General features: G+C 68.7%; 18 protein-coding genes. 12 read left to right on the top strand and 6 right to left on the bottom strand.

What is annotated here, in order from left to right; genetic code table 11:
- Positions 1 to 87: 87 nt before the first annotated feature.
- The 3 genes from JWQ81_RS38750 to JWQ81_RS38740 form a co-directional block, all read right to left on the bottom strand.
- Positions 88 to 774, bottom strand: coding sequence for a hypothetical protein (locus JWQ81_RS38750; protein WP_297549724.1), 687 nt, complete (start codon positions 772 to 774; stop codon positions 88 to 90).
- Positions 775 to 801: 27 nt separating this feature from the next.
- A complete protein-coding gene (locus tag JWQ81_RS38745) occupies positions 802 to 1,833 on the bottom strand; it encodes a DNA polymerase IV (RefSeq protein WP_297549722.1) in 1,032 nt (343 codons plus the stop codon).
- 112 nt (positions 1,834 to 1,945) lie between these two features.
- Positions 1,946 to 7,444: a biotin carboxylase N-terminal domain-containing protein gene (locus JWQ81_RS38740; RefSeq protein ID WP_297549720.1), complete on the bottom strand. Its 5,499-nt coding sequence runs from the start codon at positions 7,442 to 7,444 to the stop codon at positions 1,946 to 1,948.
- A gap of 902 nt (positions 7,445 to 8,346) precedes the next feature.
- On the opposite strand from JWQ81_RS38740, the gene pdxT reads away from it, so the two are divergent.
- From pdxT to JWQ81_RS38725, 3 genes are all read left to right on the top strand, one after another.
- The gene (gene pdxT, locus JWQ81_RS38735; RefSeq protein ID WP_297549730.1) at positions 8,347 to 8,901 is read left to right on the top strand and encodes a pyridoxal 5'-phosphate synthase glutaminase subunit PdxT; all 555 of its coding nucleotides are present in this window, start codon (positions 8,347 to 8,349) and stop codon (positions 8,899 to 8,901) included.
- A gap of 43 nt (positions 8,902 to 8,944) precedes the next feature.
- Complete coding sequence (locus JWQ81_RS38730; RefSeq protein WP_297549718.1) at positions 8,945 to 9,703, top strand: YebC/PmpR family DNA-binding transcriptional regulator; 759 nt, start codon at positions 8,945 to 8,947, stop codon at positions 9,701 to 9,703.
- A gap of 149 nt (positions 9,704 to 9,852) precedes the next feature.
- Positions 9,853 to 10,374, top strand: coding sequence for a DUF4262 domain-containing protein (locus JWQ81_RS38725; protein WP_297549716.1), 522 nt, complete (start codon positions 9,853 to 9,855; stop codon positions 10,372 to 10,374).
- On the opposite strand, the gene JWQ81_RS38720 is transcribed toward JWQ81_RS38725, so the two are convergent.
- Entirely contained in the window at positions 10,375 to 10,839 is a 465-nt protein-coding gene (locus JWQ81_RS38720; protein ID WP_297549714.1) for a cupin domain-containing protein, read from the bottom strand. It abuts the gene before it with no gap.
- A 95-nt stretch (positions 10,840 to 10,934) separates the two neighbouring features.
- On the opposite strand from JWQ81_RS38720, the gene ruvC reads away from it, so the two are divergent.
- The 9 genes from ruvC to JWQ81_RS38675 all read left to right on the top strand — a co-directional run bounded on the left by ruvC (position 10,935) and on the right by JWQ81_RS38675 (position 20,873).
- Positions 10,935 to 11,558 (top strand): crossover junction endodeoxyribonuclease RuvC, encoded by a 624-nt coding sequence (ruvC, locus tag JWQ81_RS38715; RefSeq protein ID WP_297549712.1) that lies wholly within the window; start codon positions 10,935 to 10,937, stop codon positions 11,556 to 11,558.
- Positions 11,555 to 12,154, top strand: a complete 600-nt coding sequence (gene ruvA, locus JWQ81_RS38710; RefSeq protein WP_297549710.1) for a Holliday junction branch migration protein RuvA — start codon at positions 11,555 to 11,557, stop codon at positions 12,152 to 12,154. Before ruvC ends, ruvA begins: the two co-directional genes overlap by 4 nt.
- An 8-nt stretch (positions 12,155 to 12,162) precedes the next feature.
- The gene (gene ruvB, locus JWQ81_RS38705; protein ID WP_297549708.1) at positions 12,163 to 13,245 is read left to right on the top strand and encodes a Holliday junction branch migration DNA helicase RuvB; all 1,083 of its coding nucleotides are present in this window, start codon (positions 12,163 to 12,165) and stop codon (positions 13,243 to 13,245) included.
- A gap of 116 nt (positions 13,246 to 13,361) precedes the next feature.
- Complete coding sequence (gene yajC, locus JWQ81_RS38700; protein ID WP_297549706.1) at positions 13,362 to 13,781, top strand: preprotein translocase subunit YajC; 420 nt, start codon at positions 13,362 to 13,364, stop codon at positions 13,779 to 13,781.
- A 244-nt stretch (positions 13,782 to 14,025) separates the two neighbouring features.
- Positions 14,026 to 15,831 carry a protein translocase subunit SecD gene (gene secD, locus JWQ81_RS38695; protein WP_297549704.1) on the top strand — a complete coding sequence of 602 codons (1,806 nt, stop codon included), beginning with the start codon at positions 14,026 to 14,028 and terminating at the stop codon, positions 15,829 to 15,831.
- 1 nt (position 15,832) lies between these two features.
- Positions 15,833 to 17,086 carry a protein translocase subunit SecF gene (gene secF, locus JWQ81_RS38690; RefSeq protein ID WP_297549702.1) on the top strand — a complete coding sequence of 418 codons (1,254 nt, stop codon included), beginning with the start codon at positions 15,833 to 15,835 and terminating at the stop codon, positions 17,084 to 17,086.
- A gap of 3 nt (positions 17,087 to 17,089) precedes the next feature.
- Entirely contained in the window at positions 17,090 to 17,608 is a 519-nt protein-coding gene (locus JWQ81_RS38685) for an adenine phosphoribosyltransferase (protein WP_297549700.1), read from the top strand.
- 94 nt (positions 17,609 to 17,702) lie between these two features.
- Positions 17,703 to 20,063 (top strand): bifunctional (p)ppGpp synthetase/guanosine-3',5'-bis(diphosphate) 3'-pyrophosphohydrolase, encoded by a 2,361-nt coding sequence (locus JWQ81_RS38680; protein WP_297549698.1) that lies wholly within the window; start codon positions 17,703 to 17,705, stop codon positions 20,061 to 20,063.
- Positions 20,064 to 20,093: 30 nt separating this feature from the next.
- Entirely contained in the window at positions 20,094 to 20,873 is a 780-nt protein-coding gene (locus tag JWQ81_RS38675; protein WP_297549697.1) for an enoyl-CoA hydratase-related protein, read from the top strand.
- A gap of 372 nt (positions 20,874 to 21,245) precedes the next feature.
- Here JWQ81_RS38675 and JWQ81_RS38670 read toward each other — a convergent pair whose 3' ends face one another.
- Entirely contained in the window at positions 21,246 to 22,037 is a 792-nt protein-coding gene (locus tag JWQ81_RS38670) for an aminotransferase class IV (protein WP_297549695.1), read from the bottom strand.
- A 12-nt stretch (positions 22,038 to 22,049) separates the two neighbouring features.
- Positions 22,050 to 22,922 carry a peptidylprolyl isomerase gene (locus tag JWQ81_RS38665; protein ID WP_297549693.1) on the bottom strand — a complete coding sequence of 291 codons (873 nt, stop codon included), beginning with the start codon at positions 22,920 to 22,922 and terminating at the stop codon, positions 22,050 to 22,052.
- Positions 22,923 to 23,062 lie beyond the last annotated feature (140 nt).

Below are 23,062 nucleotides of genomic sequence, written 5' to 3'. Positions count from 1 at the left end.
TCTCGATCCGCTTCGAAGACCCAGGCGCAACACCTGCCACCTGTAACAGAATATCCCGTACCAGGGCTCGTGAGTGCCGCGACCGGATCACCCGGCCGCGACACTGACGAGCCCTGACTGCATTCCCGGCTTTCGCAACTCGCCGTCGAGTTGCGAACGCGCCACTGCAGTTCTGAATCGGGGGTGAAGTCGGAGGAGTTGAAGGGGACGGATGAAGCCACGTGCGGTGTGGCGGAGTCCGGCGGCGATGGTGGTTTTCCCTGCCAGGCGGAGGATTCCGATGGCGAGGTTGCGGATGCTGGCCATGACTCGGGTCCGTTGTCGGCGCGGTTTGGGAGGTGTCTTCGCCGTAGGTGACGTCTCGGACGTAGTGCAGGGCGTTCTCGATGCTCCAGTGTTCGCGTGCCCAGGTGGCGATCTGCTGGGCGTTTGCGCGGTGGCGTCGCGTCTGGTGGTGCCCAGGACCGCGATGGCGGTGTTCGTTCCGCTGCCGGTGTCGGTGTCGGTGACGTAGCGTTCGATGAGAAACACTTGCGCGACATAGGGAAACGTGATGCCGTCGGGTGCTGGTTGTACTCGTATCATGCGACGCTCGATACGTCCATGCCCGGTTTCTTCCTTGGTGTGTAACGGTGGCGTGTCCCAGTTGAGGGCGTCCGGCGCGGTGAACAGGTTCGGCTGGTTGGCTTTCACGATGAGCGTGTAGTCGGCACCGCGTTCGGCAACCAGGTAGGTCGCGTGTTCACGCTGGGCGTGGAGCGCGTCCGCGGTCACCAGCCGGCGTTCGCAAACCTTGACCGGTCAGCTTCGATCGAACTCGGCTCGGACGCCGAGCAGGCGCACCGGTCGGGTGTGTTCGAAGCGGTCGAGCACCGCCAGCGCGGCGCGTTCCAATTCTCCGCTGTCGCTGGTCGGCGCGGGCAGCGTGAGACTACGGGTCTGGGTGAGGAATGGTGCGAAGCGGACCTTCACCGCGACCCGAACCACCGGGCGGCCGTCGGCGAGCACGTCGGCCGCCACCCGTCGCGCGAGTGCGGTGACCTGGGCGTCGAGGTCGGCCCGCTCGACGAGGTCGTGCTCGAAGGTGGTCTCGCGGCTATGTGACCGCGGCACGTACGGCGTGTCGGTCACCGTGGTGTCCCCGGCTCCGTGCGCGAGGGCGCGGTACCACGGACCCATCGTCGGACCGAAGCGCTTCGCCAGCTCGCCGGGATCGGCGGCGGCGAGCTTCTCGACGGTGTCCAGCCCGATTTCCGTCAGCTTCTTCGCGGTCTTGCGGCCGATGCCCCACAGTGCGTCGGTCGGGAGCCTTGCCATGACCGTCTCCCAGTTGCCGCTGGTGAGCCGGTAGATCCCGGCCGGTTTCGCGAAGCCGGTGGCGAGTTTCGCGCGCAGCTTGTTGTCGCCGATCCCCACCGAACACGACAGACCGGTCCCGGCGAGCACCGCCTGGCGGATCTCGGCGGCGAGTGCCTCGGGATCCGCGGTCCGCGCGCCGAGGAACGCCTCGTCCCAGCCGAGCACCTCCACGATCACCGGCAACCCGCGAAGGATGTCCATCACCCGCGCGGAGACTTCGTCATAGGCTGGGGGATCGCTCGGCAGGAACACCGCGTTCGGGCAGCGCTTCGCGGCCAGCTTGAGCGGCATACCGGACTGGATGCCGAACTCACGCGCCTCGTAGGACGCCGTCGCGACGACCTCGCGCTTCGTCGGATCGCCCGTGCCGCCGACCACCACGGGGAGACCGCGCAGCTCAGGGCGGCGGGCCACCTCGACCGCCGCGATGAACTGGTCGAGGTCGACGTGCAGGATCCAGTCCGTTTCGGACACTCGCCCAGTATCACCCCGCGCTGGGTACTTCGCGCTGGGTACTCAGGAAGCGGTGACGGCCGGGTCGCTCCCGTCAGGGGAGCGGCCCGGCCGTCACGGCTGGTCGCGCCGGCTAGGAGTGAATGCCCTTGGCGATGGCGTCGATGATGCGGGGCCGGAGTTCGGCCGCGCGGACGATCGCGTCGACGGAGCCGACCTGGACGGCGCGCTCGATGCTGTGGACGGCGTCGAACTCCGCGGCCACCTCACTGAGCTTTTCCGCGCGCACCGAGGACCGCAGTTCGGCCAGTTCCGCGGTGAGCGCGCCCCGCTGGGCCCCGGTCGCCTTAGCGGCGGTGTCGGCGAGGGTGAGTACCCGGGGGTCGTTCGCCGTGCGCTGGTTGACGTCGCCGGCGAACACCACGGCCGCGGCCGGAGCCCCGCCGAGGACCGACGCGAACGAGCCTTCGAGCGCGAGCACCGTCATGTTCGGGTTGAGCGCCTTGGAGAACACGACGAACGCGCCGCCGTGGTACCGCGAGATCACGCAGAACACGATCGGGCCGTCGAAGTTGACGATGGCCCGGCCGATCTCGGCGCCGTACTCCAGCTGCAGCTTGCGCATCGACTCCGGGGAGCCGTCGAACCCGGACAGGTTCGCCAGCACCACCAGCGGCCGGTTGCCGCTCGCCGCGTTGATCGTCCGCGCGACCTTCTTCGCCGACCGGGGGAACAGGGTGCCCGCGGTGTAGGTGTCGGGACCGTCGGCGGGCGGGAAACCCCGGCGGGGGATGGACCGCGACTCGATGCCGACCAGGCATACCGGCCAGCCGCCGAGGTGGACGTCCTGCACCGCGGCGGTTTCCGCGTCGGCCATGCCCGCCCAGCGTTCCAGCACCGGGTGGTCCTGGTCGGCGACGGCATTCATCACCGTCCGGATGTCGAAGGGCTTCTTGCGGTCCGGGTTGTGCTCCTTGGAGAAGATCTCGCCGACCGTGGTGAAGTCGCTGCCCGCCACCGCGTGCGGGAAAGCGGAGATGTCGCGGTCGTGCGGGTCGGTGGTCTCCGCGCGACGCGGCGCGGACTCGTTCGGTACGACGTAGGTGTGGTCGTAGTGCGCCATCAGCACGTCGCGGGCACCGGCCAGGTTCGGCGCCCAGTACTGCGCCTGCCCGTTCGGACCCATCACCCGGTCGTACCCGCCGATGCCGAAGTTGTCCTCGGCCGAGACGCCACCGGAGAAGTCGAGCGCGTGCTTGCCGGTGAGCACCATCGTCGAATCCGGGGTCATCACCAGGATTCCCTTGGTGTGCATCAGCATCGTGGCTTCGGCGTTCCAATACGGCTGGGCGCCGACGTTGATGCCGGCGACGACGATGTTGATCTCGCCGCCGTCCTGGGTGAAGTTCACGATCCGCTTCAGCGCCGCGGCGACCCAGTCCATGTTCTCGGTACCGGAGTCCATCGAGATCTTCGCGCCGGCGGACAGCGCGAACCACTCGAGCGGGACGCGCATCCGCTCGGCCAGGTCCAGCGCCGCGATGACCCGGGAGCACTCCGGCTCGGACAGCGCGCCGAGTGCCTTTGTCGGGTCGCCGAGCAGCATGACCCGGGTGACGCCTTCGGGGTGGCGCAGCGTCGGCGTGGTGATCACACCCGCGACCAGCGCCGCGGAGTTCTTGCCCTTCGGGCGGTTGACCGGGACCAGTACCCCGTGCTCGTCGAGGTCGTGCTCGACGAACGAGCCGCCCGACCCGGTGAGCATCCCGGTCAGCTCGTACGGGTAGACGGTGCCGCGGCGCGCCGCGCTCAGCACCTTCTGCCGGTAGCCGTCGAGCGGTTTGATCGGTTCGGTGGACGGCTTCCCGACCGAAAGGTGGACCTGGGAATCGACGCTGTAGTTGATGCGGATCGCCACCGGGGTCAGCGTGCCGGACTCCCGGTCGCGCTGGCGGGCGAGGAACTGCACCTCCTCGAGCCCGGCACCGGCCGTGGTCGGTACCACGCGCTCGGCGATGGTGGTCAACTCTTCGCCGGTCAGCCCGCTCGGCGGCCAGACGTAGATGACGATCCGGTTGGTGTCGAAGCGTTTCCGGGCCGGCCGCCGGGACTGCACGGTCCGGATCGCGTCGAGGCACGCGGCCACGGTGTCTTCGGCCGCGGGCAGGGACACGAGCCTGCCGTCGTGCTCACGCAACGGGGTCAGGTCGCGGACCTGGGCCATCGCGACCAGGCGTTCGTCGGACGGGTTGTCCCGCGCGACGCACTTGAAGAGGTAGACCTCCTCGTCCGCCGACGGCAGCCGGGTGAGGTCGAAGTCTCGCAGCCGCTCGATCTGCATGCGCCGCGCGATGATCGGGTGCAGGCCGCGGATGAGCCGGTCCTCGGTGAACCCGGTCGGTGACGGCTGGAAGGTGAAGTGGTGGTGCATCACCGCGGCGCCGCGACCGGCCACCATCGTGGTGATCCGCCGGACCTGCGGCGGGAGGCTTTCCTCGGCGATCACTTCGAGCAGCGCGGCCGCCATTTCGTCGGCGTCGGCAGGCTGGTCGGGCCAGCTCACGTACAGCTCGGCGACGGCGTTGCCGGTCGCGGGCAGGTCGCCGGCCAGTTCGCCGACGGCCCGGACGGCCCCGCCCAGCTCGCCGAAGCCGACGCCGGTGGTGATGACGCGGGCGTGCTGGCCCCCGGCGGTGTGTTCGGCGGTGACGAACGTGCACCCGCCGGCGGTCCTCGTGCGCATGTCGCTGAGCGGCTTGTTGCCGTAGTAGCGGCGGGTGAGGACCTCCAGCAGCGGCACCGGGTCGATGCCGGCGCGGCCGATCCGCTGGCCGAGCAGCCGCACCAGGGGTTCCGTGCTGGCCACCATCGTCGCGATCCGCTCGGCGCGGTCGGGGGCGTCCCGGTGGTGGTCGAGGTAGTGCAGGTGCTCACGGATGTCGAGGTAGACCTCGGCCCGCGTACGCCGCAGCAGCGGCTGGGCGAACCAGCGGAACACCACGCTGCGGGCCAGGTCTCCGACAGTGGGGAAGCGGAGCTGGGTGGCCGCGACGAGGTGTTCCAGGGCCAAGCCTGCGGCTTCGTACTGTTCGACGTCGCTGGGTGCCACTTCGGCGAGCCACTGCTTCAGCACAGCGGCGACCACGGCCACATCCGACGACGCGCGCTGCTGGGCGAGGAAGATCCGGAAGACCGCCTCTTCCAGCTCGGGGGTCCGGTCCAGGCCGTCGACGCCGTAGTGGCCGAGTACACGGGCGAGCCTGGCCTGGAAGGTCTCCGACAGCCGCGCCCGGTCGACATCGAGGCTCTGCAGGTAGGTGTGGAAGTACTCCCGCGGGCTGTGGAGCTCGGAATCGCCGATCGACTGCTCACCGGCGGGCCGGTTGCGGCTGAGCTCGGACAGGTCGGCGAACAGGCTCAGCAGTTCGATCTCCCCGGCGAGCGGTCGCCGTCCGGCGGCGACGAGCTCGGCCCGCGCGGTCAGGTACGCGTTGAGCGCGCGCTTTTCGTCGTGCGGGTCGGTGTCGAACCCGAGCAGCAGGCTGCGGAGGTCCGCGAGGGCCCGAGCGGCACGGTCGGCGGGCGACACCGCTTCCGGCTCCGCCGGCAGGTCGATTTCGCCGCTGACTTCGACGGCCGGCCCGGAGTCGTCGTCCTCGGCGAGCGGCTCGAGCCGCAGCAGCGGCGCACCGGTCTCGACCTGGCTGCCCACCGAGACCGAACGCTCCTTCAGCCGCGCGCGGAAAGGCGCGCGGAGGACGGTCTCCATCTTCATGCTTTCGAGGACCAGCACCGGAGCGCCGGCTTCGACCTCGGCGCCGACTTCCAGCGGGGTCGCCACCACCAGCGCGGGCGCCGGCGACCGCACCACGCCGCCTTCGTCGCGGCTGACGCGGTGTGCGACGCCGTCGACCTCGATCAGCTGCACCGGTCCTGGCGTGCCGGTGACCAGGCGGAAGCGGCTGCCGTTGACGGTGATCCGGCCGGTGTGCCGATCGAAGCGGTCGATCTCGACGTCGGCCGGGTGCACGTCCCCGCCGCTGCTGATACCGACCCGGAAGCGGCCGTGGCCGGTCCGCGCGACGGCCACCTTGTAGCTCGCGCCGCGCAGTTTGAGCTCCAGCGGCCTGCCGCCCTCGTGCTGGACCTGGGGACGGCCGCCGTGCGCGGTTTCGAGCAGTCGCTGCCGCTCGATCTCTTCGGTGCCTTCGTAGGCTTCGATGGCGGCCGCGGCCAGCGCGATCGCCGAGTGTTGGTGGGTGACCAGCCTGCCTTCGGCGCGGACGCGGTCGATCCAGCCGGTGTCGGCGGAGGCGTCGATGACCTCGGGCTGGGCGAGCAGATCGAGCACGAAGCTCTTGTTCGTCGCGCCGCCTTCGATGATGACGGTGGTCTGGGCCATCGCGTGGCGCAGGCGCCCGAGCGCCTCGTCGCGGTCGCGGCCGTAGGCGATGATCTTGGCGATCATCGAGTCGAAGTCCGCGGGGATGGTGTCGCCTTCGCTGACGCCGGTGTCGACGCGGATCCCGGGCCCGGCGGGCAGCATGAGCCGCGCGATCCGGCCGGGGGAGGGGGCGAAGTCGCGATCGGGGTCTTCGGCGTTGAGGCGCGCTTCGATCGCGTGCCCGAACTCGGCAGGCTGGAGACCTTCGAGCTTGCCGCCGTCGGCCACGTGCAGCTGGGCCTTGACCAGGTCGATCCCGGTGGTGAGCTCGGTGATCGAGTGCTCGACCTGCAGCCGGGTGTTGACCTCGAGGAAGGCGAACAGCTTCTCGCCGGGGTGGTAGAGGAATTCGACGGTCGCCGCGCCGCAGTAGCCGACGGCCAGCGCCAGCCGCTCGGCGGAGGTCTTCAGCTCGCGGGTCTGCTCCGGGCTCAGCACCGGGGACGCCGACTCTTCGATGACTTTCTGGTTGCGCCGCTGGATGGAACAGTCGCGGACGCCCAGCGCCCACGCCGTGCCGTGGCTGTCGGCGATCACCTGGACCTCGACATGCCTCGCTCCGGTAACGAGCCGTTCGAGGAACACGACACCGCTGCCGAAGGCGCGCTCGGCCTCCATGCTGGTGCGCTCGTAGGCGTCGGTCAGCTCCTCGGCGGAGGCGACCATCCGGATCCCGCGGCCGCCGCCGCCGGCGGTCGCCTTCAGCATCAGGGGGTAGCCGATCTCGGTGGCGGCCTTGATCGCCGAGTCGAGGTCGGAGACCGCCCCGCGGCTCCACGGGGCCACCGGCACACCGACCTCTTCGGCGATCAGCTTCGCGCCGATCTTGTCGCCGAGCTTCCGCATCGCTTTGGCGCTCGGGCCGACGAAGGTGACGCCGACCTTCTCGCACAGTTCCGCGAACGCCGGGTCCTCCGCGACGAAGCCCCAGCCGACCCAAGCCGCGTCTGCCTTGGTCTCGACGAGCGCGCGCTCAAGGACGGCGAGGTCCAGGTACGGGCGGGCCGAAGCCGGTCCGAGTGAGTAGGCGAGATCGGCCTCGCGCACGAACGTCGCCGAGCTGTCCGCGTCTGTATAGAGGGCGACGGTCTCGATCCGGTCACCCGTCTCTGCGGAGAGTTCGCGGACAGCGTGGATGAGCCGCATGGCGGCTTCCCCGCGGTTGATGATGGCGACACGACTGAACACCGGCTGAGCCTCCCACAGATGGACAAACCTCAGGGCGACTCTCCGGGTCCACGGATCGTCGCCCTGCCCTCTTACGCATACTCTCTCGCGTACCCGAGGAATTGGATATGGCGGACTCGGCGTGTGCCGAGGGTCCGTCGTTGTGGGAAACGTCAAAAAAACGCTCCCGACAAGCGGATTTAGTGAGCCACGTCGCATCCTGGTGCGCTTTGGGTTGTGGTGATCCTGCCAGTACCGCCTTGAGCCGCGCCCGGGTTTCGCTGGATTTCACCAGTACCGGCCGGCGGTGCGTGCAAGGACCTCTCGGGGCCATCCTGATGGCGACCCTCGCAGTGCGTTGAACGCGAATGCCTGGAACTTTGGAGGGCCGGCTGGTGCGGCAGGTCCTGTTTACGACAGCAAGGACCGGGGCAAGTGGGCGCTGGTTGCGGAACTGACGCCCAGTCACGTCGAGCAGGCGGTGCTGGCGATGGCGATGTGACTGCTGGGGCTCCTGAAGGCACTTTCGGCAAGGCAGAGACGTCGTGAAGGCCTAGTTGAGTACGCCTTACGCCATGATGGTGGCCTTCACGACACGTCACAACGCCACACCAGCCACACCAGCCACACCAGCCACACCAGCCACGTCAGCCGCACCGGTCACAACGACACGACGCGACAGGCCCTCGGACCCCCTTGCGCGTGCCCAACTCGCCTCGGTCCTTGCTGCAGTAAAGCCGAACCCGCCACCTCGACCGACCAACCACTGCTACGCCTGGCAGGGGCGCGCTGACAGCCGGTGACCAGCTCCGGGAGGCCTCGGCCTAAGGTGTACGGAAGGTCTTTCGGGAGGTCGGGTGTCGGTGGTACAGCCGTTGGTCGGTGTGCTCGCGCTGCAGGGTGACGTGCGTGAGCACGCCGCGATGCTGGAGCGCGCCGGTGCCAGGGTGCTCCCGGTGCGGCGGGCGCGTGAACTGTCCGAAGTAGACGGTCTGGTTCTGCCCGGCGGCGAGTCGACGACGATGTCCCGGCTGCTTGAGTCGTTCGACCTGCTGGAGCCGCTCACCGAGCGGATCGAGGCGGGAATGCCCGCGTTCGGGTCCTGTGCCGGGATGATCCTGCTGGCGAAGCAGGCGCTCGACGGCAGGCCGGACCAGCGGCAGCTCGGCGGGCTCGACATCGTCGTGCGGCGGAACGCCTTCGGCAGGCAGGTGGACTCCTTCGAGGAGGATCTCGAGTTCTCCGGGATCGACGGGCCGCTGCACGCGGTCTTCATCCGCGCGCCGTGGGTGGAAAAGGTCGGTGACGACGTCGAGGTACTCGCCAGGGTTCCGGAAACACCGGCCGCCGGCGCCGCGGCCGGTAGGATCGTCGCGGTCCGGCAGGGGCAGGTGCTCGCCACGGCGTTCCATCCGGAATTGACGGGGGACGAGCGGGTGCACCGGCTGTTCGTAGAGCTCGTGCGGGACAAGCGGTAAGGCCGGCGGTGGGGAAACCAGGCGCCGAGATGATGGAGGACAGATGAGCGGCCACTCCAAGTGGGCCACCACGAAGCACAAGAAGGCGAACATCGACGCGAAGCGCAGCAAGCTCTTCGCGAGGATGATCAAGAACATCGAGGTGGCAGCCCGGACCGGCACCGGTGGTGGCGACCCTGAGGGCAACCCCACGCTCTACGACGCCATCCAGAAGGCGAAGCGGAACTCGGTCCCGGCCGACAACATCGAGCGCGCGCGCAAGCGCGGCGGTGGTGAAGAGGCCGGCGGCGCCGACTGGCAGAACATCACCTACGAGGGCTACGGCCCCAGCGGTGTCGCTGTGCTCATCGAGTGCCTCACCGACAACAAGAACCGCGCCGCGATGGAGGTGCGCACCGCACTCACCCGGAACAACGGTTCACTGGCCGACCCGAACTCGGTGGCGTACATGTTCGACCGCAAGGGCGTCGTGCTCCTGCCGAAGAACGACATCTCCGAGGACGATGTGCTGATGGCGGTGCTCGACGCCGGCGCGGAAGACGTCAACGACGCCGGCGACAGCTTCGAGATCGTCACCGAGCCCGGTGACCTGGTGGCGGTGCGCACGGCGCTGCAGGAGGCCGGTTACGAGTACGACTCCGCGGAAGCCAGCTTCGTGCCCTCGGTCAGCGTCCCGCTGGACGCCGACGGAGCCCGCAAGGTGTTCCGGCTGATCGACGCGCTCGAAGACTGCGACGACGTCCAGAACGTCTACGCGAACTTCGACGTCTCCGACGAGGTTCTCGCCGAGATCGAAGAGTAGAAACTGTGCGCGAGGCCCTCTTTGCCGCGTAGCTCGCGGTGAAGGGGGCCTTCACGCACAGTCGTTTCTGCTGGCCCGCGCCCGAACTGGGGAATATTTCCCGAAAAAGCCGAGCCGGATACTGGGCGTCCGCGCTCCGGTACGGCAGAATGGCCGCCGTGACGACCGAAGCCATCACTTCCCAGGACCAGCAGCTCATCGACTGGATCGAGGAGCAGGCCCGGTCCCGCGGCAACGCGGTCATCGCGGTTCCCAGTGATGCCAAGGGTTCCGGCTACTGCTTCACCGCGTGCGCGTGGGCGCTGCACGAGGTTCCCGAGGCGGTGGTCGTCGGGCTGCCCGACCAGATGGGCCCCGTGCTGCTCGACGCCTACGTCGACCGGGCCGCCGCGGGCGAGCAGTTCGAGATCGGCAGGGCCTACGAAGACTTCTTCCAGGGCGTGCCGGTGGTCTTCGAGGTGGTGGCCAAAGGTCATTACGCCGAGTATTTCGGCAGCGCCTTCCTGATCTACCCGGACGGGGACTTCCCCGCCGTGCAGATGATCGTCGCGACCCCGGACGGCCATTGGCCATGGGGCGCCGACGCCCCCGAAGGTTTCGCCGAGTGGCAGCCCGTGCTCACCGACAGCGGCGCGCCGGAAAGCTGGCTGCCCGGCGCCGGCGGCCTCTGATCAACTGTCCTTAGTGGACGGATGGCAGGCGGCCCTGACCTCGTCGGCCCATTCGGGGAAAGCAGCCGCGAGCTGGTCGGCGTTGCCGAATTCGACGGCCTCGTCGGTGTAGGGCGGCACCACGACCGTGCCCAACAAGCTCCACTCGCCGAGCGTGAACGTGGTTTGCCAGACCCCGGCCGGGACGACGACCTGCGGCCGCTGGCCGGCCGCGAGGTCGGCCCCCAGCACCGGTCGCGTCGCGGTGCCGTCGGGGTGGAGCAGCAGCATTCGTGCCGCCGAGCCCGCGTGGTAGGTGAAGATCTCGATCCGGTCAAGCCGATGCAGGCGTGAGAAATCGGGCGCGATGACCAGGTAGTAGATCGCCGACGCCGCCTCGTCGCGCCAGCTTTGCGCGAACATCCCGCCCTCGATGGGCAAGGGCTCGAGCCCGAGTAGTTCGATGATGTCGTCCGGACCGTCCATCCGCTCATCGTGCCGGGTACGGCGCGTCGGGCCGACCTCGGGCGGGTACGCCCGGTAACCTGACGCCTCGAACTGGTGTGCGAGGAGGCTGAACGGTGCGGGTACTCGGGGTCGATCCCGGTTTGACCAGATGCGGGCTCGGTGTGGTCGACGGCGGTACCGGGCGCACGGTCACCTGTGTCGCGGTGGACGTCATCCGCACGCCTGCCGACGCCGACCTCGCCGTCCGCCTGCTGGGCATCTCCGACGCCGCCGAGCGCTGGATGGACCGGTACCGGCCCGAAGCGGTCGCCGTCGAGCGGGTGTTCGCCCAGCACAACGTGCGGACGGCGATGGGCACCGCGCAGGCGGGCGGGGTGGTCGCGCTGGCCGCGGCCAGGCGCGGCCTGCCGGTCGTGTTCCACACCCCGAGCGAGGTCAAGGCCGCGGTCACCGGCTCCGGCCGGGCCGACAAGGCACAGGTGACCACCATGGTGATGCGGTTGCTGGGGCTGGTGGAGAAGCCCCATCCCGCCGACGCCGCGGACGCCCTCGCGCTGGCGATCTGCCATCTGTGGCGGGAGCCGATGCGGGCGCGGCTGGCCGAGGCCGAAGCGCGGGGCGCCGAGATGGTCCGCAAGCACCGAGCGAGGCTCGCCGAAGCGGCGAAGCAGGCCAAAGCGGCTAAGCCCGTGGCCAAGACAGCAAATACGGCACTGAAAAAGGGGACGGCTCGATGATTTCCTCGGTTCGAGGTGAGGTTCTCGCCATCGCGCTGGACCACGTGGTGGTCGAGGTGGGCGGAGTGGGGCTCGCCGTGCAGGCGACGCCAGCGACGCTGGCCACGCTGCGGCGCGGCGAAGAGACCAGGCTGCACACCGCGCTCGTGGTCCGTGAGGACTCCTTGACGCTGTTCGGGTTCGAAGACGCCGACGCGCGCGAGCTGTTCGGGCTGCTGCAGACGGTGTCCGGGATCGGCCCGCGGATCGCGCTCGCGACCCTCGCTGTGCTGGACCCGAACAAACTGCGGTCCGCGCTGGTCGAGGGCAACATCACCGTGCTCACCCAGGTCCCGGGGATCGGCCGCAAGGGCGCCGAGCGGCTGACGCTGGAACTGCGCGACAAGATGACCGCGCTGCCGGGTACCCCCGACGGGCCGGTCACCGTAGCGGCGTCCGCGGCCGTGCGCGGCGAGGTCGTCGAGGCGCTGGCCGGGCTCGGGTTCCCGGCCAAACAGGCGGAGCTGGTGGTGGACAGGGTGCTCGCCGAGGACGACTCGGCCACCACCGCCACTGTTCTGCGGGCTTCGTTGGCCACCCTCGGCCGTAAGCGTTAGGCGCCGCCGTGGACTATGAAGCCGTGAGCGACTTCGAGACCGACGAGGAAACACTCTCGGCCCTGGAGCAAACCGGCGAGCACGACGTCGAGACCACGCTGCGGCCACGCAAGCTGGCCGAGTTCGTCGGGCAGCCGCGCGTCCGGGAGCAGCTGGAGCTGGTGCTGGAGAGCGCCCGGCGCCGCGGTGTGCCACCGGACCACGTGCTGCTGTCCGGGCCGCCCGGGCTCGGCAAGACGAGCATGGCGATGATCATCGCGGCCGAGCTGGACGCCGCGCTCCGGATCACCTCCGGCCCGGCGCTGGAACGGGCCGGCGACCTGGCCGCCATGCTGTCCAACCTGGCCCCCGGCGACGTCCTGTTCATCGACGAGATCCACCGCATCGCGCGGCCCGCCGAGGAGATGCTCTACCTGGCGATGGAGGACTTCCGCGTCGACGTCGTGGTCGGGAAGGGCCCCGGCGCGACCAGCATTCCCCTGGAGATCGCCCCGTTCACCCTGGTCGGGGCCACCACCCGGTCCGGCGCGCTGACCGGGCCGCTGCGCGACCGGTTCGGCTTCACCGGCCAGATGGAGTTCTACTCCGACGCCGAGCTCGAGCTCGTCGTCCGCCGCGCCGCGTCGATCCTCGACATCCGGATTTCCGACGACGGCTGCGCGGAGATCGCCCGGCGGTCGCGGGGGACACCCCGGATCGCCAACCGCCTGCTCCGCCGGGTGCGGGACTACGCCGAGGTCCGCGAGGACGGGATGGCGAGCCTGCCGGTGGTCAGGGCCGCGCTGAAGGTCTACGACGTCGACGAGCTGGGCCTCGACCGGCTCGACCGGGCCGTGCTGTCCGCGCTGGTCCGGTCGTTCGGCGGGGGACCGGTCGGGGTGTCGACCCTCGCGGTCGCTGTCGGTGAAGAACCGGCTACGGTCGAGGAGGTGTGTGAGCCCTACCTGGTGCGCGCCGGTATGCTCGCCCGCACCCCACGGGGTCGGGTAGCGACCGCGGCCGCGTGGGAGCATCTCGGACTACCAGCTCCAGCGGGCTCGTCTGTCGAGTTCGCACTGCTCGACCAGACGGGGTCAGGACTGGCCGATTAGCCCGATTCGCACCACTGGTGCTGGCGTTTTCGCCGGTACCTGGCACACTCGATAAAGCATGCCTGTCAAAAACCGGACGTATCGCGAAGCCCGGGACGTCCGCCGAATGGAGAACTATGAGCAATCTATTGCTGCCCCTGCTCCTCATGCTCGTCGTGGCGGTGCCTTTGATCATGGGCACGCGCAAGCAGAAGCGAGCTCAGGCGGCGCAGAAGGAGCTGCAGACCGGCCTGAGCGAAGGTGATCGCGTGATGACCACTTCTGGTCTCTACGGCACCGTCGCCGACACCAGCAGCGAGACCACGATCGACGTCGAGATCGCGCCGGGCCTGGTGACGACCTGGCTCCGCCAGGCCGTCCGCGAGAAGGTCGAGCCGACGGTCGACGACGGCCTGCTCGACACCGACTCCACCGAGGTCATCGAGGACGACGCGTCGTCGATCACCGACGCCGACGCGGCCATCGAGCTCGAAGCGGCGGAGAAGGAGAAGGCGAACTCGCAGAGTGCGACGCCGGTGGAGCACGGCAACAAGTAGCCGTTCTTCCGGTTCGCCGAGGCTGGTCGATCGACGCCGCGCCCCACGGCGCGCGTCGCGTCCACGCAGGGCCAACGCTGGCCTCACGCAGCACCGAGTAGTGTCTCGGTGCTGCGTGCGTCTCTGCCGTTTTTCTCGCGCGTCCCACCTTTAGTCACTTGTAGCAACTGTGCCACCCGTGCACCATGCACACCGTATAAAGAAGCCCATTGGGGATCACCCAGTTCGAGGAGACCGAAGCACCGTGGCATCACCGGCCGGGCATCTCCGCCCGGGACGCTATCTCGCCTTGTTCGCCCTGATCGTGGTCGTGCTGTACGCGCTGGTGTTCTTCACCGGCAGCGGCAAGGCCTCCCCGAAGCTGGGGATCGACCTCCAGGGCGGCACGAGGGTCACGCTGACCGCGCGCACCCCCGACGGCGGACAGCCCTCGCGAGATTCGCTGAACCAGGCCCGCCAGATCATCGAAACCCGGGTCAACGGGATCGGTGTCGGCGGTACCGAGGTCATCCTCGACGGCAACAACGTCGTCATCACCGTTCCCGGCAACCAGGGCGACGAGGCGAAGAACCTCGGTCGCACCGCGAAGCTCGGGTTCCGCGCCGTTCTCGACGCGCAGCCGGTGACCCCGACGCCCGTCGTGCCACCGGTCACGCCGCCTGCTTCGGGTACACCCAAGCCCTCGGCCACCGGCACGCCGACGAGTCCCAGCACGCCGCCCGCCGGCGGTGGTGGCGAGGCCGGGGCCGCGCCCGCGCAGGCCCCGAGCACCACGCCGACGACTCCGTCCGCGCCCTCGAGCAGCAAGGCGGCCACCCCTGCACCGTCCGCTCCGCCTGCCGACGGGTCGATCGACGCGAAGACCGCGCAGGAGATCCAGGCGGCGAAGGCGATCCGCCAGAACCCGGCGTTGATCCCGGCGAACGCGACCAACCAGGCCGCGACCGCGCAGGCGCAGCAGCTCGAAGCGCAGGCAATGGCGTCGATCAGCTGCACGCCGCAGGACAGCAACAAGCCGAACAAGGATCCGCTGGTCGGCAACGACGACCCGAAGCTCCCGCTGGTCACGTGTGACACCCAGGGCCAGGAGAAGTTCCTGCTGGCGCCGGAGTTCATGCCGGGTACCGACATCTCCGACGCGAACTCGAACTACGACAGCCAGCGCGGCGGCAACGTCGTCAACCTGACGTTCAACGCCGCGGGCACCAAGATCTGGGGCGACTTCACCTCGGCGAACACCGGCAAGCGCGCCGCGTTCGTGCTCGACACCGAGGTCGTGTCCGCGCCGAACATCACCACCGCGATTCTCAACGGCCAGACCGAGATCAGCGGTTCGTTCACCGCGGCCTCGGCGAAGGCCCTCGCGGACAGCCTGAAGTACGGCTCGCTGCCGCTTTCGTTCACCGCTTCGGATGCCACCACGGTGTCCGCGACCCTCGGCCTCGCTTCGCTGAAGGCCGGGCTCCTCGCCGGCGGTATCGGGCTGCTCGTGGTGTTCATCTACTGCCTGTTCTACTACCGGCTCCTCGGCATTCTCACCATCCTGTCGCTGGTCCTGTCGGGCTCGCTCGTCTACGCGGTACTCGTGCTGCTCGGGCGGTGGATCGGGTACACCCTCGACCTGGCGGGCATCGCCGGGTTGATCATCGCGATCGGGATCACGGCCGACTCGTTCGTGATCTATTTCGAGCGACTAAAGGATGAAATCCGCGAAGGCAGGACGTTCCGGTCCGCCGTGCCGCGCGGCTGGGCCAGGGCCAAGCGCACGATTCTGGCCTCGGACGGTGTGAGCTTCCTGGCCGCGGCCATCCTGTACTGGCTCGCCGTCGGCGACGTCCAGGGCTTCGCGTTCACCCTCGGTATGTCGACCGTGCTCGACCTGGTCGTGGTCTACCTGGTGACGCACCCGTTCGTAGCGCTGGTGTCCCGCTCCAAGTGGACGTTCATCTCCAACCCCAAGCACCTCGGGCTCGGCGCGGTCCAAGAACTGGGTTCCCATCGAAAGCCGACGAAGCCCGTCGTCGGTGGCGCGAACGTGAAGGAGGCCTGACGTGGCGACCGAGGATCTCGGCACCGACGCCGAAGGCAACGTGAAGTCGGCGACGCCGACTAAGCGGGAAAGCTTTTTCCACCGGCTCTACGTAGGCACCGGCGCGTTCGACATCGTGGGCAAGCGCAAGCGCTGGTACCTGTTCTTCGGTGCGCTGGTGATCGTCTGCATCGGTTCGATGGCGATCAAGTGGTTCAACTTCGGCATCGACTTCGAGGGCGGAACCCAGATCCAGATGCCCGCGCACTCCGCGCAGGGCACCGAGATCACCTCGCAGCAGGCGCTGGACGAGTTCCAGAAGGCGCTGGGCAGGCCCGCTTCGCAGGCGCAGAAGGTCGGTACCGGCAACGCCTCGACCATCCAGATCCGGTCGGAGACGCTGAACGCGGCGGACGTCTTCAGCGTCAAGCAGGCGCTCGGCAACGACCTGCACCCCAGCGGTGACGGCCAGGTCGGCCCGCAGGCCATCAGCGATAGCGCGGTGAGCGCGTCCTGGGGTGGGGAGATCTCGCAGAAGGCGTTGATCGCGCTCCTGGTGTTCCTCGCCGCGGTGACCATTTTCCTGGCGATCTACTTCGACCTGCGGATGGCCGTGGCGGCGTTGATCTCGCTGGTGCACGACGTCGTGGTCACGGCAGGCATCTATTCGCTGGTCGGCTTCGAGGTCACCCCGGCGACGGTGATCGGGTTGCTGACGATCCTCGGGTTCTCGCTGTACGACACCGTGGTGGTGTTCGACAAGATCAGGGAGAACACCCGGGGTCTGCTGGGCCTGAGCAGGCGAACTTACGGCGAGGCGGCCAACCTGGCGCTGAACCAGACGCTGATGCGGTCGATCAACACCGCCGTCATCGCCCTGCTGCCGATCCTCGGGCTGCTGATCGTCGGCTACATCCTGCTGGGCTCCGGCACGTTGCAGGACCTGGCGCTGGTGCAGCTGACCGGAACCCTGGTCGGCGTGTTCTCGTCGCTCGGGCTGGCCACCCCGCTGCTCGTCGACATCAAGATGCGTGAGCCGCAGTACCGCCAGCAGGCCGAGCGGGTCCGCAACCGCCGGGCGAGCCAGGCCCGCAAGGCCGCGGACCGCGAGGCCGGCGGCGAGCTGGACCCTAATGATGACGAAGCTCTCGATGCCGAGCTTCGTCAGGAGAAGGCGTACGCGGCGGCTTCCAGCATCCCGGGCCGGATCCCCAAGGCGACCCCGCGCAGCAAGGGCAGGCCGAGTGGGAAACCGAGTGGCAAGGGCAAGCGATAACCGGTGCTACTGGACGACGCCCTCGGCTTGATCTCCGAGGTTCCGGACTTCCCCGAACCCGGAGTGCTTTTTCGTGACCTGACACCGCTGCTGGCGAACCCCGCGGGGTTCGCCGCGGTGGTCGACGCGCTGGCGGGCAGTCTCGACCCCGAAGTCGAGCTGCTCGCCGCCGTCGAGGCGCGAGGGTTCCTGCTCGCCGCGGCCATGGGTTACGCCCACGGCCTCGGCGTGGTCCCGGTGCGCAAGCCGGGCAAGCTTCCGGCTGTCGCCGGGCGGATCGACTACGCGCTGGAGTACGGCACGGCGACGCTCGAGTTGCCTGCCGGCGTGGTTCGCGCCGGTCAGCGCGTGGCCGTCGTCGACGACGTCCTCGCCACCGGCGGCACCGCCGCGGCGGCCTGCAAGCTGCTCGAATCCGCCGGTGCGGAGGTCTCCGAGGTGCTCGTCGTCCTGGAGCTCGCCGCGCTGGGCGGACGGGCTGTCTTGGCCGGCCGCAAGGTCCACACGCTGCAGGTCTGCTGACTCCCGGCGTTCCCCCACCCGGGGGACGCGAGGCCCGGGAGCACATAGCGTTACTCTTGACGTTCTAGAGCCGCGCGAGCTGCAGGAGGTGCGGGTGAGCCAGGAACTCGATTCCGTCGTGCCCGCCAAGGACAAGCCCGAGCCGCGCGCCCCCCAGCCGGTTCAGCAGCCCAGGCCCACTGGTGCCGCACCGACGCCGTCCGCCACCCGGCGGGTCCGCGCCAGGCTGGCGCGGCGGATCACCGCGCAGCGGGCCGCACCGGTCAAGCAGGTGCTCGAACCGCTCGCCGTAGTCCATCGCGAGCTGCATCCCAACGCCGACTTGGCGCTGCTGCAGCGTGCGTACGACGTCGCCGAGGAGATGCACCGCGACCAGCGGCGTAAGTCCGGCGACCCCTACATCACGCACCCGCTCGCCGTCGCGACGATCCTCGCCGAGCTGGGCATGGACACCACCACGCTGGTCGCCGCGCTGCTGCACGACACCGTCGAGGACACGGCGTACTCGCTGGAGAGCCTCAAGTCGGAGTTCGGTGAGAAGGTCTCCGAGCTCGTCGACGGGGTCACCAAGCTCGACAAGGTCAAGCTCGGGACGGCAGCCGAGGCCGAGACCATCCGCAAGATGGTCATCGCGATGGCACGCGACCCGCGGGTGCTGGTCATCAAGCTGGCCGACCGGCTGCACAACATGCGGACCATGCGGTTCCTCTCGCCGGAGAAGCAGGCACGCAAGGCCAGGGAGACCCTGGAAGTCCTCGCGCCGCTGGCGCACCGCCTCGGCATGGCCACGGTCAAGTGGGAGCTGGAGGACCTGGCCTTCGCCATCCTGCAGCCCAAGAAGTACGACGAGATCGTGCGGCTGGTGGCCGACCGCGCGCCCTCGCGCGATACCTACCTCCGCTCGGTGATCGCCGACCTGACGACCAACCTGATCGGTTCGCGGATCACCGCGAAGGTCGAAGGACGGCCGAAGCACTACTACTCGATCCACCAGAAGATGATCGTCCGCGGCCGCGACCTCGACGATATCCACGACCTGGTCGGCGTCCGGATCATGGTCGAGGACGTCCGGGACTGCTACGCCGCGATGGGCGTCGTGCACGCCCTCTGGCAGCCGGTGCCGGGCCGGTTCAAGGACTACATCGCGCAGCCGCGTTACGGCGTCTACCAGTCGCTGCACACCACGGTGATCGGGCCGGACGGCAAGCCGCTCGAAGTCCAGATCCGGACCTACGAGATGCACCGCACGGCCGAGTACGGCATCGCGGCGCACTGGCGCTACAAGGAAACCAAGGGCACCCACAACAACGGCGGCGCGAACAACTCCGTCGACGTCGATGAGATGGCCTGGATGCGCCAGCTCCTCGACTGGCAGCGGGAGGCCGCCGACCCGGGTGACTTCCTCGAGTCGCTGCGTTATGAGCTCGCCGCCCGGGAGATCTTCGTCTTCACGCCCAAGGGCGACGTCATCACGCTGCCGGTGGAATCGACCCCGGTCGACTTCGCCTACGCCGTGCACACCGAGGTCGGCCACCGGTGCATCGGCGCCAGGGTCAACGGCAGGCTGGTCGCGCTCGAGCGCAAGCTCGAAAACGGCGAGGTCATCGAGATCTTCACCTCGAAGGCCGAAAGCGCCGGCCCCAGCCGGGATTGGCTGTCGTTCGCCGGCTCCCCGAAGGCGCGCGCGAAGATCCGGCAGTGGTTCGCCAAGGAACGCCGCGACGAGGCCATCGACGGCGGCAAGGACGCGATCACCAAAGAGGTGCGCAAGGTCGGGCTGCCCATCCAGCGCCTGGTCTCCGCCGAGTCGATGGGCGCGGTCGCCCACGAGCTGCGCCACGACGACATCGGCTCGCTCTACGCCGCGGTCGGCGAGGGCCACACCAGCGCGAAGCACGTCGTACAGCGCCTGGTCGCGCTGATCGGCGGGGTCGACGAGGCCGAGGAGGAGCTCGCCGAACGCGCGACGCCGTCCACGGTGACGCGTCGTCGCGGTTCCAACGACGTCGGCGTCGTGGTCAAGGGCGCCGGGGACATCTGGGCCAAGCTCGCCCGCTGCTGCACGCCGGTGCCCGGTGACGAGATCCTCGGTTTCGTAACCCGCGGCGGTGGGGTCAGCGTGCACCGCACGGACTGCACCAACGCCGGCGACCTGCAGGCCCAGCCCGAGCGGCTGGTCGAGGTCGAGTGGGCGCCGTCGGCGTCCTCGGTGTTCCTGGTCGCGATCCAGGTCGAGGCGCTGGATCGGCACCGCCTGCTGTCCGACATCACGAAGGTACTGGCCGACGAAAAGGTCAACATCCTGTCCGCGTCGGTCACCACCTCACGGGACCGGGTGGCGGTCAGCCGGTTCACCTTCGAGATGGGCGACCCGAAGCACCTCGGACACGTGCTCAAGATCGTGCGCAACGTCGAAGGCGTTTACGACGTGTACCGGGTCACGTCCGCGTCGTAACCGTGCGCGGGTGCCTCTAGTCTGCGAACTATGACTGATGGGCTCGAGTTCGCCCGCGACGGTGATGTCGCGCGGCTGAGGATCGCCAGGCCGCACAAGAAGAACGCGATCACCCACGGGATGTGGGCGGCGATCCCGGGCCTGGTGGCCGAGGTCGAGCGCGACCCTGGTGTCAAGGTGCTGCTGCTGACCGGCGCCGGTGAGGACTTCTCCGCCGGTGCGGACATCAGCGAGTTCGGCGAGCTGCGGTCCTCGGCCGAAGGCGCGGCGAGCTATGACAAGGTCGTCGACGGCGCTGTCCGGGCACTGAGCGGGCTGCGCAAGCCGACGGTCGCGATGATCCGCGGCAACTGCATCGGCGGCGGCTGCCAGATCTCGGTCGCCTGCGACTTCCGGTTCGCCGCCGAGGGTGCCCGCTTCGGGATCACCCCGGCCAAGCTCGGCATCGTCTACGACTTTCCCTCCACCAAGCAGTTGGTGTCGCTCATTGGGCCCGCGCACGCGCGGTACTTCCTGCTTTCGGGCCAGCTGATCGACTCCGCGCGGGCTCGCGAAATCGGCCTGGTGAACGACGTCTTCGCCGCCGACGAGCTCGAGGAGTCCACAACGGACTTCGTCAGGACGCTCTGTGCCCGGTCGCAGAGCTCGATCAGGGGGATGAACCGGATCATCGAGAAGATCCTTGCCGGGCAAGAGAACGCCGACGCCGAAGTCGATGAGATCCGGTTCGGCGCGCTGCACGACGAGGACTACGCCGAAGGCGTCTCGGCCTTCCTGAACCGCCGCCCACCAAACTTCACCCACCGCTGAGCCGCACTGTGGGTCTTCGGTCGTCTGTGTGGGTGCTGGTTGCTGTGGACTGGCTGCGTTTTACCGCGGCAAGGGCTGGGTCGTGTCCGGTGTACGGCGAATGCTGGTGTCCGGAGCTGGGTGTGGGACTCGTCGGTTTGAGTGTGGGACTCGCCCTCGCTGAGTGTGGGACTCGCACAGCGCGTCGGCGAGTCCCACACTCCGGCCCGGCGAGTTCCACGTTCACGCCGACGAGTCCCACAGTCACCACCAGCCGACCGCACCCGCTGACCTCAGGAACCTCACCACCCGCTGAGGCGTCGCGGACCCACACATACGACAGAAGAGCCACAAAAGTGCCTTGCTTGCGGACACTAAGGGCTCGGGCTCGCGTCAGATGACATCCCAGGGGTTCGTCTCGTAGGCGGCGGTAAGGAGCGCCGGGGTGTGCGGAGCGAACTTCAGGTCGACGTCGTCGACGGACGCGACCGGCAGGCACACTGTGCCCGAGTTCATGAAGAACGTGGCGTCGAAAGCGCTGACGTCCACAGGCCGGACGTCGCGTGTCTCGGTGTGTACACCATTGCGCCGCAGACCGAGTTCGACGAGCTGGAACGTGATGCCCGCGAGTTTGCGCCCGGATGGCCAGACGACTGTGTCCCCGTCGAGGAAACCGACGTTCCAAATGGACGCTTCGGTGATCAGCCCGTCTTTGTCGACGAACATCGCGTCGTCATAACCGGCGAACATCGCTTCGCGCGGTAGATAGGTGAGACCGAAACCGCCAAAATGCTTCACCTCGGGTACCACCCGGTCGTGGAAGACCGACCGGACCCGAAGCGGCGTTGTCTCCGGCTCGGTGGCATCGGAGATCGTGACCATGACGTCCGCGGCGGCGGGCTCGGTCGAGCCGCGGTTCGGTGACGACGAGAAGATCGAAACCACCGCTGTGCACGTCGTGCTAACGGCGACGCCTTGACGAAGAAAGCCCAGCACCGCGTCGACGTCGAGCGTCGTGCCGAAAAGCTGCTGCGTGCTCTCCTCGAGGCGCCGCAGATGCAGCGGCAGCCCGCGTGCCCGGCCGTCGCGGACCTGCATCACCGTGAAATGTCCGTAGCTGGACAACCCGGGGAGCAGGTCCGCGACCGTGGCCGGTTTGCCGTTGATCTCGACGAGCTTCGCCATCGATCGGGGGTGTCAGGCGACGGCGACGGCGGTGAACTTGACCGGCAGGTTCGGCTTGCCCGTGGTGTCCCCGCCCTGAGGGTTGACCGTGGACTGGTCGACGCCGGCCTTGGCGACCTTGTCGAGCACCTTCAGGCCGTCGTCGGAGATGCTGCCGAACACCGTGTAGTTCGGGGAAAGCTGCGCGGCGCCGTAGACCATGAAGAACTGGCTGCCGTTGGTGTTCGCCCCGGCGTTCGCCATTGCCAGGATGCCCCGGCCGTAGGTGAGCTGCGGGAAGATCTCGTCCTTGTACGTGTAGCCGGGGCCACCGCTTCCGGTGCCGGTCGGGTCACCGCACTGCAGGATCTGCAGACCCGCGTCGGTGCCGAGCCGGTGGCACGAGGTGTCGGTGTAGAAGCCCTGCTTCGCGAGACTGAGGAAGCTGTCCACCGCGCACGGCGCGAGAGAGCGGTCCAGGGTGACCTTGATGTCGCCCTGAGTCGTCTTCAGCGTCACGTCCTGCGTGCCCGTCGACGACTCGTCGCCGTTCGGTGGAGCCTTGACGGGCTTCGAAGCCGGCGTCTTGGTGTCCGCGGGGAACTGGCACGAGATCGGGTTCGCCAGCGGTGTCGCCCGCTTCGGCAGCGGTGTCCGCGCTGTCGGGATTGTCACCGGCGCCGGAGCGGACGGTGACGGCGAGGCCGACGGGTCGGCCGCTGCCGTGACGTTCGAGCTGCCCTTCGACAACACGAGGGCCGTGACGACCCCGGCAACGACGACGACTACGCCGGCCACTACTCCGATGCCGACGAACTTCCGCCGCTTCGCCCGTGCTGCCCGATGCTTGAGCTGGCTTTCCAGCTTGCGCTTCGCAGCCTCACGGCGTTGCTGATTGGTCGCCACCCGCGTCCTCCCGGATTCCACTAGGTGTCACACGCCTGGGGTAGCGGCAGTGTATTGGCACAGCCTGTGAGGACTGTGTACAGGGGCGGCTAGGCTTGCCGAATCGCGGCCGCATCGGGTCGTCAGGGGGTTCGGCCCGG

This window comes from Amycolatopsis sp. (assembly GCF_025464955.1).
In the GTDB taxonomy this organism is placed as follows: domain Bacteria; phylum Actinomycetota; class Actinomycetes; order Mycobacteriales; family Pseudonocardiaceae; genus Amycolatopsis.
Note: the sequence above shows the minus strand (reverse complement) of the source record. Positions and strands in the feature narration are given on the sequence as shown.